Origin of the sequence: Streptomyces sp. NPDC005811, assembly GCF_040630405.1 — a bacterium.
GTDB lineage: Bacteria > Actinomycetota > Actinomycetes > Streptomycetales > Streptomycetaceae > Streptomyces.
The window spans coordinates 95,036-109,835 of record NZ_JBEXXK010000010.1 but is presented as its reverse complement, the minus strand read 5'-3'; the positions used below and the strand labels follow the sequence as shown (position 1 = coordinate 109,835).

At 71.4% G+C, this 14,800-nt stretch carries 14 protein-coding genes and 1 pseudogene; 11 read left to right on the top strand and 4 right to left on the bottom strand.

The genetic code is table 11. The annotated features are described in order from the left end of the window. The first annotated feature begins 28 nt into the window (after nt 1-28). From ABZ490_RS13305 to ABZ490_RS13285, 5 genes and pseudogenes are all read left to right on the top strand, one after another. Complete coding sequence (locus ABZ490_RS13305; protein WP_358988681.1) at nt 29-559, top strand: winged helix-turn-helix domain-containing protein; 531 nt, start codon at nt 29-31, stop codon at nt 557-559. Between the two features lie 898 nt (nt 560-1,457). Beyond that, nucleotides 1,458-2,546 (top strand): cytochrome P450, encoded by a 1,089-nt coding sequence (locus ABZ490_RS13300; protein ID WP_358988844.1) that lies wholly within the window; start codon nt 1,458-1,460, stop codon nt 2,544-2,546. 28 nt (nt 2,547-2,574) lie between these two features. Then, nucleotides 2,575-3,783, top strand: a complete 1,209-nt coding sequence (locus ABZ490_RS13295; RefSeq protein ID WP_358988679.1) for an NAD(P)/FAD-dependent oxidoreductase — start codon at nt 2,575-2,577, stop codon at nt 3,781-3,783. A gap of 159 nt (nt 3,784-3,942) precedes the next feature. Then, a complete protein-coding gene (locus tag ABZ490_RS13290) occupies nt 3,943-4,299 on the top strand; it encodes an epoxide hydrolase N-terminal domain-containing protein (protein WP_358988677.1) in 357 nt (118 codons plus the stop codon). Continuing rightward, nucleotides 4,278-4,568 (top strand): annotated as a pseudogene (locus ABZ490_RS13285) (alpha/beta fold hydrolase); the annotation flags it as partial. The gene ABZ490_RS13290 and the pseudogene ABZ490_RS13285, both read left to right, overlap by 22 nt. Before the next feature lie 568 nt (nt 4,569-5,136). Here the strand turns inward: ABZ490_RS13285 and ABZ490_RS13280 are convergent. Continuing rightward, the gene (locus ABZ490_RS13280; protein WP_358988675.1) at nt 5,137-6,600 is read right to left on the bottom strand and encodes an MFS transporter; all 1,464 of its coding nucleotides are present in this window, start codon (nt 6,598-6,600) and stop codon (nt 5,137-5,139) included. A gap of 206 nt (nt 6,601-6,806) precedes the next feature. Between ABZ490_RS13280 and ABZ490_RS13275 the strand changes: the two genes are divergently transcribed. Further along, the gene (locus tag ABZ490_RS13275; protein WP_358988673.1) at nt 6,807-7,775 is read left to right on the top strand and encodes a YafY family protein; all 969 of its coding nucleotides are present in this window, start codon (nt 6,807-6,809) and stop codon (nt 7,773-7,775) included. A 55-nt stretch (nt 7,776-7,830) separates the two neighbouring features. After that, nucleotides 7,831-8,913, top strand: a complete 1,083-nt coding sequence (locus ABZ490_RS13270; RefSeq protein WP_358988671.1) for a winged helix DNA-binding domain-containing protein — start codon at nt 7,831-7,833, stop codon at nt 8,911-8,913. A gap of 95 nt (nt 8,914-9,008) precedes the next feature. On the opposite strand, the gene ABZ490_RS13265 is transcribed toward ABZ490_RS13270, so the two are convergent. Continuing rightward, nucleotides 9,009-9,368, bottom strand: coding sequence for a nuclear transport factor 2 family protein (locus tag ABZ490_RS13265; protein ID WP_358988669.1), 360 nt, complete (start codon nt 9,366-9,368; stop codon nt 9,009-9,011). Between ABZ490_RS13265 and ABZ490_RS13260 the strand changes: the two genes are divergently transcribed. Beyond that, entirely contained in the window at nt 9,328-9,693 is a 366-nt protein-coding gene (locus ABZ490_RS13260) for a 3-oxoacyl-[acyl-carrier-protein] synthase III C-terminal domain-containing protein (RefSeq protein WP_358988667.1), read from the top strand. The genes ABZ490_RS13265 and ABZ490_RS13260 overlap by 41 nt on opposite strands. Before the next feature lie 22 nt (nt 9,694-9,715). On the opposite strand, the gene ABZ490_RS13255 is transcribed toward ABZ490_RS13260, so the two are convergent. Then, on the bottom strand, nt 9,716-11,989 hold the full coding sequence (locus ABZ490_RS13255) for a TOMM precursor leader peptide-binding protein (protein ID WP_358988665.1): 2,274 nt from the start codon (nt 11,987-11,989) through the stop codon (nt 9,716-9,718). Nucleotides 11,990-12,048: 59 nt separating this feature from the next. Further along, nucleotides 12,049-12,249 (bottom strand): hypothetical protein, encoded by a 201-nt coding sequence (locus ABZ490_RS13250; RefSeq protein ID WP_358988663.1) that lies wholly within the window; start codon nt 12,247-12,249, stop codon nt 12,049-12,051. A gap of 264 nt (nt 12,250-12,513) precedes the next feature. Between ABZ490_RS13250 and ABZ490_RS13245 the strand changes: the two genes are divergently transcribed. From ABZ490_RS13245 to ABZ490_RS13235, 3 genes are read left to right on the top strand one after another with little or no spacing between them, the layout of a single operon-like run. Then, nucleotides 12,514-13,206 (top strand): tryptophan 2,3-dioxygenase family protein, encoded by a 693-nt coding sequence (locus tag ABZ490_RS13245; protein ID WP_358988661.1) that lies wholly within the window; start codon nt 12,514-12,516, stop codon nt 13,204-13,206. Next, nucleotides 13,203-14,054: an alpha/beta hydrolase gene (locus ABZ490_RS13240; RefSeq protein WP_358988659.1), complete on the top strand. Its 852-nt coding sequence runs from the start codon at nt 13,203-13,205 to the stop codon at nt 14,052-14,054. Before ABZ490_RS13245 ends, ABZ490_RS13240 begins: the two co-directional genes overlap by 4 nt. Beyond that, nucleotides 14,039-14,686 (top strand): 4'-phosphopantetheinyl transferase superfamily protein, encoded by a 648-nt coding sequence (locus ABZ490_RS13235; protein WP_358988657.1) that lies wholly within the window; start codon nt 14,039-14,041, stop codon nt 14,684-14,686. The genes ABZ490_RS13240 and ABZ490_RS13235 overlap by 16 nt, the downstream gene beginning before the upstream one ends. Nucleotides 14,687-14,800 lie beyond the last annotated feature (114 nt).

The window sequence follows — 14,800 nt, the reverse complement described above, 5'->3', positions numbered from 1 at the left end:
GTCGGCCCTTCATGGAGGTGGCCGGGTGATGCCGTCGGAGCCGGGTGACCGGGGACGCCGCAGTTGTCCACGGACGCGGAAGTGCCTCGGAAGGGCCAAGCGGCCCGGAAGTACCGTCGGTATCCATGACAAGACACCGGCCGCTTCACCGGACGGCTTGCTTGGCAGCGGCCTCCATGCGGAGCCCGCAGGTCCCGGTCTGGGCCGGGGCCTGACCGATGCCCTGCGTCACACGGTTCGCACCGGATGCCTCGCGTCGGGCACCCGGCTGCCGTCCCACAGCTCCCTCGCCGCCGACCTCGGCATCGCCTGCAACACGGTCGCCGAGGCCTACGTCGAACTGGTTCCCGAGGGCTGGCTCTCCGTTCGCCAGGGCTCGGGCACGCGGGTGGCCGATCGAACGGTGACCCCGCCGGCCGACTACGGCACGGTACCTCCGCTGACCGGCGCCCAGGCACCACCCTGTGTCACCGCCGGACCTCGGCCTGGAACGCCCCCGACCTGGTCTCCGGCACCCGGCACCCCGACCTCTCCGCCTTCCCCCGCACGGAGTGGCTAGCCGACCGCCGATTTGTGGGTCAGCCACAAGCCCACATTTGGGTCGGCGGGAAGCCGCGTTCGGGCTCCCCGTGGCCAGCCGGTGGCCGGACGCCTATGGACGGTCCAGCATCGGGTGGCACAGGTCAACCTGTCGCACGTGCTCTGATCAGGCAGAACGTCACTGAGCGGCACGACTGGGCATCACTCAACACGGGTGCTCACGGTCTCGTAATGCGTAGGTCTCGGGTTCGAATCCCGAAGGCGGCTCCATGGTGAACCCCAGGTCATGCCTTTGACCTGGGGTTTCTTTGTTTCATTGACCTTGGAATCCGGGCTATTCGGACACTCGTGGTCTACGCATCGTAATGCGTGGGTTGGGGGTTTGGTTTCCGTGACGGTGCAGACCGCCTGAGGCTCTGAGCTGGGCCTTTGCTCATCCGGGAGGGTCGGCTCAGGCATACGCGATGCGGTTCGGTGGACAAGCGGTGGACAGGCGTGCGTGACCCTTCATCAGGGGCCCATTGCCGCCCTTGTGTCACCGGCGGGCACGGTCTGCTGCTGGTCGGGATCGCCCTGCCGGGCGCGGCGGGGGCGGATCGGGGCTTGAACAATCCTCGAAGGCGGTGGGTGACGCTGAGCCGGACCGGACGACCGGCTCGTCCGCCGATGACTCACCCGGAGGAGCCCAACTGGTATGAATCCGCCTTTCCTGACCGTCCTTGCCTCTGCCGACGCCCTCGTTGCCGAACCCGTCCCCGCCCCCCCCACAGCGCCGCTGTTCCGGCGTCGACGACGTCGGGAGTGCTTCGTGAACGTCGACGACGTGGACAGCGCCACGTTTCCGTTCAAGCGTGGCTGCCCGTTCGCCCTTCCGGAGGAGTAACACCCGACTGCGCGACGAGGGGGTCGTGCCGCAGATGCCGATGGCGGCCGGCGGCCACGCCTGGATCGTCACGCGGTACGAGGACGTCCGGACAGCGCTGAGCGACGACCGGCTGAGCAACGACCGCCGACACGCCAATTACCCCTCCCCGATACCGATTCCACCCGTCATGCGGACCAACGGCTCGATGCTGAGCATGGATCCGCCCAAGCACACCGCCTTCCGCAAGCTGGTCAAGGCGGAATGCACCCTGCAACGGGTGCACGGCATGGAGCCGCGGGTGCAGCAGTTGGTGGACGAGTACGTGGACCGCTTCGCCGACGGCGGAGGCCCCAAGGACCTCGTCTTGCAGTTCTCGATGCCGCTGACCCTGGCTGTGATCGGGGAACTGCTGGCGATCCCGGGCCAGGACCTGGGCAGTCTGTACGACGCCACCCGGGGCATGTTCGACTACGCCCGCACCCCGGAGCAGCGTAGGGCTGCCGTCGACTTCCTCGACACCTATTTCGAGGAGTTCGTCGCCGCCAAGTACAAGACCCCGGGCGACGACATGGTCAGCCGGATCATCGCCAGGAACCCGGATCTCTCGCTGACGGAGATGGTGCACCTCACCCGGCTGCTGCTGAACGGCGGGCATGACAGCACCGCGAGCATGATCTCTCTCGGCGTGCTGACCCTGACCCAGCACCCGGAGCACTTCGCGGCCCTCCGCGAGAAGCCCGACACGGCCGAGCCGGTCGTCGAGGAGTTGCTGCGGTACGTCAACGTCACGGATCTGGCCACCGCCCGGGTCGCTGCCACCGACCTGGTGCTCGGCGGCAGCACGATCTCGGCCGGCGACGGGGTCTATCCGTCCACCGCGGCGGCCAACCGGGATCCGGCGGCGTTCGACAGCCCGGAGGAGTTCCAGCCGTATCGCACGGGGGAGCGCAAGCACTTGGCGTTCGGCTTCGGGCGTCACCTGTGCCTCGGGGCCGACCTGGCACGGCTGGAGCTGCGGCTGGTGTACAGCGCCCTCGCCCGCCGGTTCCCGGCGCTCCGGCTGGCCGTCCCCCTGGAGGACGTCCCGGTCCTGGACGGCGGCTTCGTCTACCGGCTGGCCGCCCTCCCGGTCACCTGGTGACCCTCGGCCGGCCTGCTCGGTAAGCAGAGTGCCGCGCGCCCTAGTCGTCGGCGGTGGCATCGCGGGTCCCGTCACCGCGATGGCACTGCAGAAGGCCGGCTTCGAGACGACTGTCTACGAAGCCTTCGAACGTACCGCCGACGGAGTCGGCGCCTTCATGAACATCGCTCCCAACGGCCTCAACGCCCTGGAGTGCCTGGACCTCGCCGATGTGGTGCGCGGGGCCGGTTTCGACACCCCTGCGATGGCGTTCTACCGGCACGATGGCCGTCGGCTGACCGGCGATATCGCTTTCGACCGGGTGCGCGGCACCGGCAACACCACGGTGCAGCGCTCGGACCTCTACATAGCGCTGCGTGAGGAGGCCGAGCGCCGAGGCATCCCGATCGAGTACGACTCGCGGATCACCGAGGCCAAGACGGTCGACGGCACGGTGCTGGCGACCTTCGCCGACGGCCGGCAACTGGAGGGCGACTTCCTGGTCGGCGCCGATGGCCTCAACTCACGGGTGCGGACCATCATCGACCCGGCCGCGCCGAGCCCCCGGTACGTCGGCGTGCTCAACGCCTGGGGCCTGCTGCCCGCATACCCAACCCGAGAGGCACCCGGCGTGATCCGGATGTTCTTCGGCCGCAAGTGCTTCTTCATGTACACCCAGGCCCCCAGCGGCGAGCTGCGCTGGTACGCCAACCCGCCGCGCGAAGTCCGCCCGGACCCGGCGTCGCTGCGCGGCGGTGACGCCTGGCGAGACGAACTGGTCGGCCTGTTCAGGCGGGACCGGATGCCGGTCGCCGACATCATCCGGGTCACCCCGGACGTCCCGGCGCCGTTCCTCAACTGCGACCTGCCCAGCCTGACCCGTTGGCACCGCGACCGCATGATCGTCATCGGTGACGCGGCGCACGCGGCCTCGCCGACCTCCGGATCGGGGGCCTCGATCGCGATGGAGGACGCGGTCACGCTGGCCAAGTGCCTGCGGGACAGCTCTGATCCGGACGAGGCGTTCCGTCGGTTCGAGGCCGTCCGGCGCACCCGAGTGGAGGCTGTGGTGGCCCAGGGCAAGCGCAACATCGAGGGCAATCTGAGCGGCCCGGTGCGCAGCCTGGTCCGCAACCACTTCATCGCGCGGACCTTCAGGAAGCCGGCCAGCGACGGCCGTCGGACGCTGTGGATGCACGAGCACCGGATCGACTGGGATGCGCCGGTCGAGAGCGCCGGGGCCGAGGCGCGCGCCTGAGGCGACACGGGAGCGGCAACGGGCCGGGGTGCGGCAGGGGCAGAGTCCTCCGCCGCACCGCTGTCGCGTCCAGGCACGATGCACACGACCGGGTGTATCCGGCCGTCAGCCGGCAGACGGCGGTCAGCGGATGTCCGCAATCCGTGGATGGTGGAGAGCATGAACGCTGTCACGCCCTTCCGCATCGACATTCCGCAGGCAGACCTGGATGACCTGAACGACCGGTTGGCCCACACCCGTTGGCCCGACCAGTTGCCGAACGTCGGATGGTCTTACGGAATCGAGCAGAACTACCTGGCCGATCTGGTGGAGTACTGGCGCACCGGCTACGACTGGCGTCGGCACGAGGCCAGGCTCAACGCTCTCCCGCAGTTCAGCACCGAGATCGACGGCCAGCATGTGCACTTCCTGCACTTCCTGCACGTCCGCTCGCCCGAGCCGGACGCCCTGCCGCTGGTGCTGACGCGGGCTGGCCCAGTACCGTCAACGACTTCGTGGACATCATCGGACCCCTGACCGATCCCGCCGCGTACGGCGGCGACCCGGCAGATGCGTTCCACGTCGTCGCCCCGTCCGTGCCCGGCTTCGCCTTCTCCGGGCCGACCCGGGAGACCGGATGGGGCGTCGGGCGCACCGCGCGGGCCTGGGCCGAGCTGATGCAACGGCTGGGCTACACGCGGTACGGCGCGCAGGGCGGTGACTTCGGCAGCCTGGTCTCGGCCGAACTGGGCCGCGTCGACCCCGCACACGTGCTCGGCGTGCACGTCAACGCGCTGGTCAACGCCTCCACCACCACCGACTCCGATCGGCTCGACGCGCTGCCGGAAGCCGATCGGGAGCAGGCGCGGCGCAATCAGGTGTGGTGGCAGTCCCACTCCGGCTACGCCACCCAGATGAGCACCCGCCCGCAGACGCTGGCCTATGCGCTCAACGACTCCCCGGTCGGCCAACTCGCCTGGAACCTGGAGTGGTTCGTCGACTGGGACCCGACGGGGACCAAGCAGGCCCGGATCGACCACGACGCCGTACTGACCGACGTGTCGATCCTGTGGCTGACCGGGACAGCCGGGTCCGCCGCGCGGATCTACCTGGAGGGTGGCCAGGAAGCCTGGGGTGTGCGGCCCGAGCGCTCGCCGGTCCCGACCGGGGTGGCCAGTTTCACCGGCGACCGGGCGATCCGGGGGCTGGCGGAGCAGACGCATCACGTGACGCGCTGGTCGCGGTACTTCAGCGGCGGGCACTTCGCCTCGCTCCAGGCGCCGGACGAACTCATTGCGGACGTCCGGGCCTTCTTCCACGGGCCGTGGCATGCCGCTGAGCGTCGCGGTGTGCTGTGCTGTGCGTCGTGTTGCGTCAGCGTCCGGCGGAGTCCTCGGACCCCCAGCCGCCGGAGCCTGAGTCGGCGCCGTCCGAGTCCGTGGACCCGGAGTCGGTGGACTTCTTGGCTCCCCAGTTCTTCGCCGCGGCCAGCGCGGCCGGGGAGACCCCGGGCACGGCCAGTCCTGCCAGGATGCCGATCAGCGGGAAGGCGGTCGCGACCAGGAACGCCACCCGGTAGCCGTCCGCACTCGCTCCGGCGGTGAGGCTGTCCGCGTGGCCGGCCACCACCGCCGCCAGGATGCTCAGCCAGAGCGCGCCGCCGACCTGTCGGCTGGCGTTGAGCAGACCGGAGACCAAACCGGCCTGGGTATAGGGGACATTGGCGGTGCCGGCCATCGTGACGGTCGCCGAGACGAAACCCTGCCCCGCGCCGAACAGCAGCGACGGGCCGAGCAGGTCGTGGACGAAACCGCCGTCGGTGGTGACGAACGACAGCCAGATCAGTGCCGCCAGCGACAGGGTGCTGCCCGCCACCAGGACGGGCTTCGGGCCCAGCTTGGTGATCAATTGCGGGGCCAGACCGCGCGCGGTGGTGACGATCGCCAGCGACAGCGGCAGGTACGCCAGGCCGGTCTCCAACGAGTCGTAGCCGTAGACGAACTGCATCAGCAACGTGAACAGGAACAGCACGCCCACCAGAGCGGCGCTGGTGGTGAAAGAGACGACGTTGAGGAGGAAGAACGCCACCAGCAGCACACCGGCGACCAGCGACCCGACGGTCACGGTCGAGTCCCAGCCCTTGTCCTGGGACTCCACGATGCCCAGCACGATCGCCATCAGGCCGCCGGTGACGGCGACCGCTCCGATCGCGTCGATCCGCCGGTCGGCCCGCTCGGCCCGGGACTCGGGGACCACGGCCAGCACCAGGACCATCAGCGCGACCCCGATCGGGACGTTCACCAGGAAGATCCAGCGCCAGGACAGCCACTCGGTGACGACGCCGCCGACCAACGCGCCGATGGCGCCGCCGCCGGCCGCGACCGCACTCCAGGTGCCGAACGCCTTGACCTTGCCGGCCGGATCGGTGAACGAGGTGAACAGCACGGTCAGCGTCGCGGGCGCGAGCACCGCACCGCCCAGGCCCTGGATGCCGCGCGCGATCAGCAGCGACTCCGGGTTCCAGGCCAGGCCGGCCACGAGGCCGGCGGCGGTGAACAGGGCCAGTCCCAGCGCGAAGATCCGCCGTCGGCCGAACAGGTCGGCCAATCGGCCGCCGAGCAGCAGGAAGCCGGCGAAGATGATCGTGTAGGCGTTGATCACCCATTGCAGGGTGCTTGCCGAGAAGCCCAGCGCGTCCTGGATCGGCCGCAGCGCCACGTTCACGATCGATGCGTCGAGCACCACCATGAACTGTCCGACGCAGCAGGCGAGAAGGATCAGCCCCAGCCGGGACCGGGCACTGCCGGGCGTACGGGTCACACTGTCGGTCGCAGCCATCTGTCGACATCACTCCTTGGATTCGTCCGGTCGTCCTCGACGGTGCCTCGCCCGACCGGTGGTACCCGTCGCGCCCCGTCGTGGGGCCGGGCGCAGGGCAGACGCCAGGAGAGATGGCGGACGACTTCGGACCTACATTGACCAGGGACGGGCAGCCAATTGAATTGAGGACCGATCCTGTCCGCCATGGCCGATAGCTCAGCGGCATGCTGGAGACCTCGGCACGCCTGCTCCGCCTGCTGTCGTTGCTGCAGACGCGGCGCGAATGGACCGGAGCGGAGCTGGCCGGACGACTCGACGTCACCACCCGCACCCTGCGTCGGGACGTCGACCGGCTGCGCGAGCTCGGGTACCCGGTGAACGCCCGGATCGGCGTCGGCGGCGGCTACCAGCTCGGCGCCGGCGCGGAGATGCCTCCGCTGCTGCTGGACGACGAGGAGGCGCCGGCCGTGGCCTTCGGACTCCAGTCCACCGCCGTCGGGCCGGTGGCCGGCATCGGCGAAGCCTCACTGCGGGCCCTGACCAAGCTGCGGCAGGTCATGCCGTCCCGGCTGCAGAACCGGCTGGATGCCCTCCAGGTCGACATCATGGACCGCCCGCAGGCCGCTTCGGCGGTGGGGGCGCAGGTCCTGGCCGCCGTCGCCTCGGTGTGTCACGCCAGGGAGCGGCTGCGCTTCGACTACACCGCAAGGAACGGCACCCACACCCGGCGCGAAGTCGAGCCCCACCGGGTCGTCCAGGCCGACTCCCGGTGGTACCTGGTGGCCTGGGACGTGCAACGGGAGGACTGGCGTTCGTTCCGGGTGGACCGGATGACGCTCAAGAGCCCCACTGGGCCGCGCTTCACACCCCGCCACTTGCCCGAGGGCGGCGCTGCCGCGTTCGTGGCCCAGGGCTTCAAACGGGCCTTCACCAAAACGCGGGCCCGGGTGCGGCTGCACGCCCCGATCGACCAGGTGGCCGGCCGGGTGCCCGAGGGCTGGGGCACCGTCGAGTGCGACGAAGCCGAGACCTGCGTGGTGTCACTGCGCGGCGAGGAACTGCGCGACATCGCTCAATGGTTGGCCGTCTTCGAGGTGCCGTTCACCGTGCTCGACCCACCCGAACTACGTGATGCCTGCCGGGAGTTCGCCCAGCGGCACGCCGAACTGGCGGCGCGCTACCGCACCTGCTGAGCGCCTGAGCATTGGGGTGCTGCGGCTCCCACCACCCACTACCCCAAGGACACGTGTGGCCCTCCTCACCGACCGGGCCCTCAACCGCGCCACCCTGGCGCGCCAGCACTTGCTGCGCCGGAGCGACATGCCGGCCCTGCGGATGATCGAGCACCTGGTCGGTCTGCAGGCCCAGGCGCCCTATCCGCCGTACACCGGGCTGTGGACCCGGCTGGCCGGCTTCCGGCACCAGGAGCTGGCCGACCTGCTGACCGACCGCTCGGTGACCAGGCTGCTGCTGTATCGGGGCACCGTGCACCTGGTGAGCGCCGCCGACTGCCTGGCACTGCGCCCGGTCGTACAGCCGGTGATCGAGCGGATGTACGTGACGGCGCGGGCGGTACGGGAGGTCGGCGACCCGGCGCTGGTGGCCCAGCACGCCCTGGAACTGCTGGAGAAGGGGCCGATGACCCCGAAGGAGCTGGGCGAGGCGCTGGCCGAGCGGATGCCGGGCGTGGCGCCGCGGCGGCTCGCGGACGTCTCCCGGGCTCGGCTGGCGCTGGTCCAGGTGCCGCCACGCGCCGTCTGGGGGGCGGGTGGGGCGACCCGCTACGCCACCGCCGAGTCCTGGCTCGGCGCACCGGCCGAGGCCGCCGCGCTGCCCGCCGTGATCCGCCGCTACCTGGCCGCGTTCGGCCCCGCGACGGTCGCCGATGTGCAGGCGTGGTGCGGGTTGACCAGACTGCGGGAGGTGACCGACACGATGTCCGATCTGGTACGGATGCGCGGCACGGGTGGCGCCGATCTGCTGGACCTGCCAGACGCGCCCCGCCCCGACCCCGGCCTGCCGGCGCCCGCACGCTTCCTGCCGGACTTCGACAACGTCGTGCTCTCGTACGCCGACCGCAGCCGGATCGTCCCCGAGCTGTTGCGCAAGAACCTGTTCCTGCGCAACGGTATCGTGCCCGGATCGATCCTGGTCGACGGCATGGTGGCCGGCCTCTGGCGGGCTGACGGGGGGCTGGTCACCATCTCGCCGTTCCGGCCGCTGGCTGCCCAGGAGATCGCTGAACTGGACACAGAGGGAAGGAAGTTGGCCGGCTTCCTCGCGGCTGCCGGTGAGACCCCGGACGTCCGATTTGCCACGCCGGCTGACTGACCGGCCCGAAGCCGCCGCTGCCGCGCCGACGCGCCATGACGCATCGTCAGGCCCCTGCGGGCAGTAGCGGCCGGGTGCCCTCCTGCGCCCGCGGGTCAGTCGGGCGCGTCCGTGACCACCAGCCGGCTCTTGATCAGCCAGGAGTCACCGTCCGGCACCAGAACGTCCTCGCAGGTCGTGCTGGACCGCAGCGTGGGCCCGTCCGCCGCGGTGATCTGGAAGACCAGCGCGTAGCTGCGTACCCGCAGGGCGTAGCCTTCTCCCTCGCCCTCGCCCCCGCTCTCGGCGGAGATGTCCGCCATACCGAGCCAGTGCCGCCGTGCGATGCCCTGCGCCCGGAGTTGCTCGACGGTGCGGGTGGCTCCGGCGACGATCTCCTCTCGCCCCCGGGCGGGAACCGGATGAGAGCCGACGGTGAACGTGCCGTCCTCGGTGAAGAAAGCCGCCCACTTCACCCTCGACGCGACCAACCGCCAAGGCCGCCTTTCCCCCGGTGACCGCATCCTCTTCACCGCCTTCGGCGGCGGCATGAACCTGGCCGCCGCCCTCTGCACCTGGTCCGCCCTCCCCCCCAAACCGCCAGGCCGACCCGCCACCCTCCCACCGCGAACGCACCCGGCTGGACGAGCAGCAGGCCGCCTTCGGGGGCGTCGAGGCTGGAGTGCCGTCCAACAGACCTTGACCGGAGGGACGGTTGGGGGTCATGGCATCCGCGCTGACGGTCCAACACAGGACGGCACAGCCCCGAAGGCGGCTCCGGCGAAGACCAGGTCACGTTGATCGTGACCTGGTCTTTCTGTTGTCAGACGAAGAGCGGTATGGGGTTCAACCTCTCGTACGGGGTGGGCTCTTGGAGGCGGCCGGTCTTCACCGGTACGTCGAACAGGCGGCCCGGTGCGAACCGGGCCCAGAAGTGGCGCAGGCCCGGCACGATCACCTTCACGACCGGTACGCCCAGGTCGGGGCGTCGCTGATCGAGCACCAGGAGTTCCAGGCCCGCGGCGCGGACGTGCGCGGTGACCGCGTGCACGTCGTCCAGGAGGTCGGGGCGGTGCGGGGCGGGCCAGTGTCCGGGGCCGCGCGGCGCCACCTGCGGATCGGGCGTGAGGTACGGCTGGCCGGCGGTCGTGGCGTGCCGCCACCAGTGTGTCGGCTCGGGATCGTCGATCCGGTACCCGGACCCGTCCGGCAGCACGTCGGACACCGCGGGCAGCAGCTGTCCCATCTCGGTGAGCGCGCGCCGCAGTGCCGTGCGCGGGTCGAAGTGGGCGCCGAACCCGAAGATGACGTCCTCGGCCGGTTTGTCCACGCGGCGGGAGAGCGCCGCCATGACGGGGATGCCGAAGTCCGAGGTCAGGTCGAGGACCCAGATGTCCCGGTGGACGCGCCGGTATCCGTGGCGCAGCCGCTCCACGTACGACTCGTCGAAGGCGTCCAGGTCGACGGCGGGCTGCGGGGTGCGGTTGTACCACCACAGGGCGACCGCGTCCCGTTCGACCAGTTCTAGGAAGCCCTGCAGGAGGGCGTCCTCGGGGCTGCTGCCGGCGGCGTTGCCGTTCGAGTCGGCCCACAGGCCGTCGCCGGCCCCGCCGTCCGTTCCCGCTCCCGTTCCGGCGCCGCCGCCCGCGAAGTAGAGCATCGACGTGGGCAGCAGACGCCGGGTGTGGTGGGTCAGGGACCAGACGGGGGTCCAGTCGGTGGGCCGTGTCTCGTCGAAGGGGGCGCTGACGTGCTGGAACCGGGAGTGGGTCGCGTTCCAGCGCTCCCGGTGGGCGTACTGCCGGTCCGCGTACAGCTGGCAGTCGTTCGGGTGCACGGCCGCAGAGCCGAGGCCGCGGTAGGAGTCCCGTACCACCGGCTCGTCGCCGTGCAGGGTTCCGCTGTAGCGCTCCACCGCCTCGCACAGGGCGCTGGCGCGGGCCTCCGTCTCGGTCAGGCCCTTGCCGCCGCTGAGCGCGCGCAGTCCGGAGCGCAGTCCGGCGAGGGTCGCCGACGCCATCGCCAGGTTGTGACCGGAGACGTAGGAGGTGACGAAGTCGGGGCAGCCCGGCGCCGGTCTGATCTCCTTGACGACACCGGTCACCGGGTTCACCAGATGGCCGTACGTGCTGAGCATCTGCTGTGCCGTCAGCGCCCGGTGGCCGCCGCCGGTGGTGACCGCCTTGAGACGGGAGACCGGCCGGAACGGGGCGCGCACCCGGCGGGCGACGAGATCGGGATCCCCGCACTCGGGGCACTGCGGGCGCCTGCTCACCGGATGTGAGGCGGTGCGCAGCCGGACCGTGTCCAGGGTGTGGATGTGGCCCTGCTCCGGATCGCGTACCCCGGCCAGCCACTTCGCCGTCTCCAGGACGGCGATGCCGATGGCGAGCGAGCGTCCGGCGGCCAGGGACGCGACGGGGCGCGGCGGCGGTCCGTCGAGCCCGAGAGCTCGCTGCACCGGTACCTCCGCGTGGCGGTGGCCGCGCAGCCGTACCGAGAGGCAGTGCCAGCAGGGGCCGTCGTCCGGCTGGAACACCGGACCGACCCACGGGTCCGCCCCGCACAGCTTCGCGAGCAGCCACGGCTGCCCGGCGGCGCGGTGCGCCGCGTCCACCGCGGCGAGTTGAGGGGACAGATAGTCGTCGCACAGGACGAGGGACAGGTCGGCGGCGGTGCCGGGCGGGGCGATGGCGATCCCCTCGGCGCGACAGGCCCGCGCCACGGGCTCCACCGCCACTCCGGGCAGCGCCTGGACCGCGACGGTGGCACCCGCGACGGTGGCCGCGGCGCGCCCGCCGTCCAGGCCGATCAGGTCCCAGTACGCCTCGGCGGCCGGGTCCGTGTGCCGCCGTCCGGGACCGCCGTACCGCAGCAGACCCGCACCGTCCAGGGCACGCAGCGCCGCCTCGGCGTCCTCGATGCCGAGCACCGGGGCGGCCTCGCGCAGCACGGCCTGCGGGCTGCGCGTACCGTCCAGCAGCGGCACCAGGACCTCCGCCTGTGGACCGTGCAGTGCCGTGACGCCGCGGCGTGACACCAGGTACGTCGCGTCGTCCGGCAGGACCGTGGGGTGGAGGTGGCTCTTGAAACCCACCAGGACACCGTCCCCCGCAGCGAGCACGGGGGACCCGTCCCTCCGTACGTCGGAAGGAGTCACGCGTCGGGCCGTCCCGCCCTCCGCGCGGCGACCGGAACAGCGGTCTCGGCCAGGATGCAGAACGTGGAGAGCGCGACCGTGTGGTCCGCCACCGAGTCGAGCTCCTCGATCACGAGGGCGGACCGGGCGGGGCGGGCGGGAACGGCGCCGTCGGCGCCGGCGGCCTTCAGCTGAATGCCGGAGGAAAGCAGATTCATGTGTCATCCCTTGGTGTATGTGGTGTGTGTTGCTGTTCCTCGTTGGTGCTGTGTGTGCGGCTCCGGGGAAAATTCTGCAAAGTTCGCCTCGCTGCGCACAGTGCCGGTGTCATCACTGCGAGATGAAGATTTCACGGGGTCCGGAAGTGGCCCTTTAAGGCTCCGCTTGATCACGGTGATCCGTCGGATGCCGCGCGGCTACGCTCCCGGCACAGCTTCCCGTTCGCATTGCTGTCGGTTTCCGTACGCGAGGAAGAAGGCCCCGTGAATGCCGTGACCGCCGCCCCGCCCTACGGCCAAGTGCTTCGGCTCGACGAGCTGTTGCGGACCGCCCGCGTCCACGACGACGACGTGGACCACGTCCTCTTCCTGGCCACGCATCAGTCCTGCGAGATCCTCTTCGCCGTCGCCCTGCGCCATCTGGAGGAGATCCGCGCGGCCCTGGACGCGGGCGACGCGGACCGGGCCGTCCGCAGGGCCGCCCCGCTGCCGCGGCTGATGGACACGCTGACCCGGCACTTCGACGGGCTCGCGACGCTGACCCCGGCCGCGTTCGAGGACATCAGGACCACCCTGGGCGACGCCAGCGGATTCCAGTCCGCGCAGTTCCGTGAGGTCGAGTTCCTCTGCGGTCTGCGTGACTCCCGCTACCTGACCACGGCCGGCTTCACCGAGGGGGACCGGGTCCGGCTCGAGGCGCGGCTCGGGGAACGGTCGGTGGCCGAGGCCTACCGGGACTTCGCCGACAGGTGTGCGGACCGGGCGGCCGCGGAGCGAGTGCGGCTCGCCCTCCTCGAGTTCGACGACGCCGCGGCCGTCTGGCGGGCCCGGCACGCCGTGCTCGCCGAGCGGTTCCTCGGCACCGCCGTGGGCACCGCCGGATCCGAGGGCGCCGGATACCTGTGGCGGGCCGCCCTGCGCCGGATGCTGCCCGACGTCTGGACCCCGCTGTCATGACCGTGCCCGACACGGCCCGCACCGGCCTCGACCTGGAGTACTCGCCCAGCTCGCGCGTCAGCGACCTCGACGTCCATCTCGCGCGGTACGCCACCGACAGCGCCCGCGCACGCAGCGGCCTCCCCGTCCACCTGGACCTGCCCTGTGGCCCCCTGCCCGAGCAACGGCTCGACCTGTTCCCGGCGCCCGACCCGCACGCCCCGCTGTTCGTGTTCGTGCACGGCGGCTACTGGCAGGAGCTCAGCAAGTCCGAAGCGGCCTTCGCCGCACGGGACTTCCTGGCCGCCGGGATCTCCTTCGCGGCGCTCGGCTACGGCCTGGCGCCACGCCACCGCCTGCGCGCCATCACCGCGGCCGTCACCGACTCACTGCGCCGCATCTGCACCGGCCGCGCCCCTCTGCCCGTCACGCCCAGGGCCGTTCATCTCGGCGGTCACTCCGCGGGGGCCCACCTCGTCGCGAGCGCGCTCCTCGACGCCGAGGGCCCGCACCCCTTCGGCGCCCTCGCCTCGGCGACGCTGATCAGCGGGGTCTACGACCTGGAGCCCCTACGGCACACCTACGTCAACGACGCCCTCGGCATGGACGCCGGTGAAGCCCGCGCGTGCAGCCCGCTGCACCGCCCGCCCGCCCGGCTCCCGCGGCTCGTCGTCGCCCTCGGTGAGAACGAGACGGACGCGTTCACCGCGCAGCACCACCGGTTCGTCGACTTCGCCCGCGCGGGCGGCACCGACGTGACCGATCTCGTCGTACCCGGACGCCACCACTTCGACCTGCCCTTCGACCTCGCGGACCCGGACACGGTGCTGGGCGCCGCGGTGCTGGGGATGCTGTGCGACAGCCGCTGATCGAGCGGCTGCTGCCGTCGTACGTCGCCGGGGCCGAGGCCCGTGTCGACGCGGCGGACGACTCCCCGCACCCCGAGGAGCGGGCCGCGGTCGCCGGGGTGAGCGAGGGGCGACGCCGTGAGTTCACCACGGTCCGGCTCTGCGCCCGCCGCGCCCTGACCGCGCTCGGCCGCGCCCCCGTGCCTCTGGTACCGGACGCGCGGGGGGTGCCGCGCTGGCCCGACGGGGTGGTGGGGAGCATGACGCACTGCCGGGGATACCGGGCCGCCGTGGTGGCGCGACGGTGCGACGTGCGCGCGCTGGGGGTGGACGCCGAGCCCTGCCGCCCCTTGCGCGAGGGCGTCCTCGGCACGGTCTCGCTGCCCGGGGAACGCGCACGGCTGGCGGCGCTGACGGCGTCGCACCCCCGGCTCGCCTGCTGGGACCGGCTGTTGTTCTGCGCCAAGGAAGCCGTCTACAAGGCGTGGTTCCCCGACACCGGGACCGCGCTGACCTTCCGGGACGTCACGGTGTCGTTCGACCCGGCCGACCACACCTTCCGGGCCACCGTCCTGGCCCCGGACCGGTGTGAGTTCTCCGGCCGCTGGCTCGCGGCGGACGGGCTGCTGGTGACCGTCGCCCTCGGCGGCTGACCGGTGAGTTTCGGCGGGGGCTTAAGAGCGTGGTCCGGACGGCCGCGGCGTTCCTACGCTGACGACCGTCCGGAAGACCGCGCCGACGCCCCTGACGCGTCCCCACCCAGGAGT

Bases quoted from the DNA above. Each gene is read 5' to 3' on its own strand.
- ABZ490_RS13305 (WP_358988681.1), top strand. From the start codon at position 29: ATGCCGTCGGAGCCGGGTGACCGGGGACGCCGCAGTTGTCCACGGACG.
- ABZ490_RS13300 (WP_358988844.1), top strand. From the start codon at position 1,458: ATGCCGATGGCGGCCGGCGGCCACGCCTGGATCGTCACGCGGTACGAG.
- ABZ490_RS13290 (WP_358988677.1), top strand. From the start codon at position 3,943: ATGAACGCTGTCACGCCCTTCCGCATCGACATTCCGCAGGCAGACCTG.
- ABZ490_RS13280 (WP_358988675.1), bottom strand. From the start codon at position 6,600: ATGGCTGCGACCGACAGTGTGACCCGTACGCCCGGCAGTGCCCGGTCC.
- ABZ490_RS13275 (WP_358988673.1), top strand. From the start codon at position 6,807: ATGCTGGAGACCTCGGCACGCCTGCTCCGCCTGCTGTCGTTGCTGCAG.
- ABZ490_RS13250 (WP_358988663.1), bottom strand. From the start codon at position 12,249: ATGAATCTGCTTTCCTCCGGCATTCAGCTGAAGGCCGCCGGCGCCGAC.
- ABZ490_RS13240 (WP_358988659.1), top strand. From the start codon at position 13,203: ATGACCGTGCCCGACACGGCCCGCACCGGCCTCGACCTGGAGTACTCG.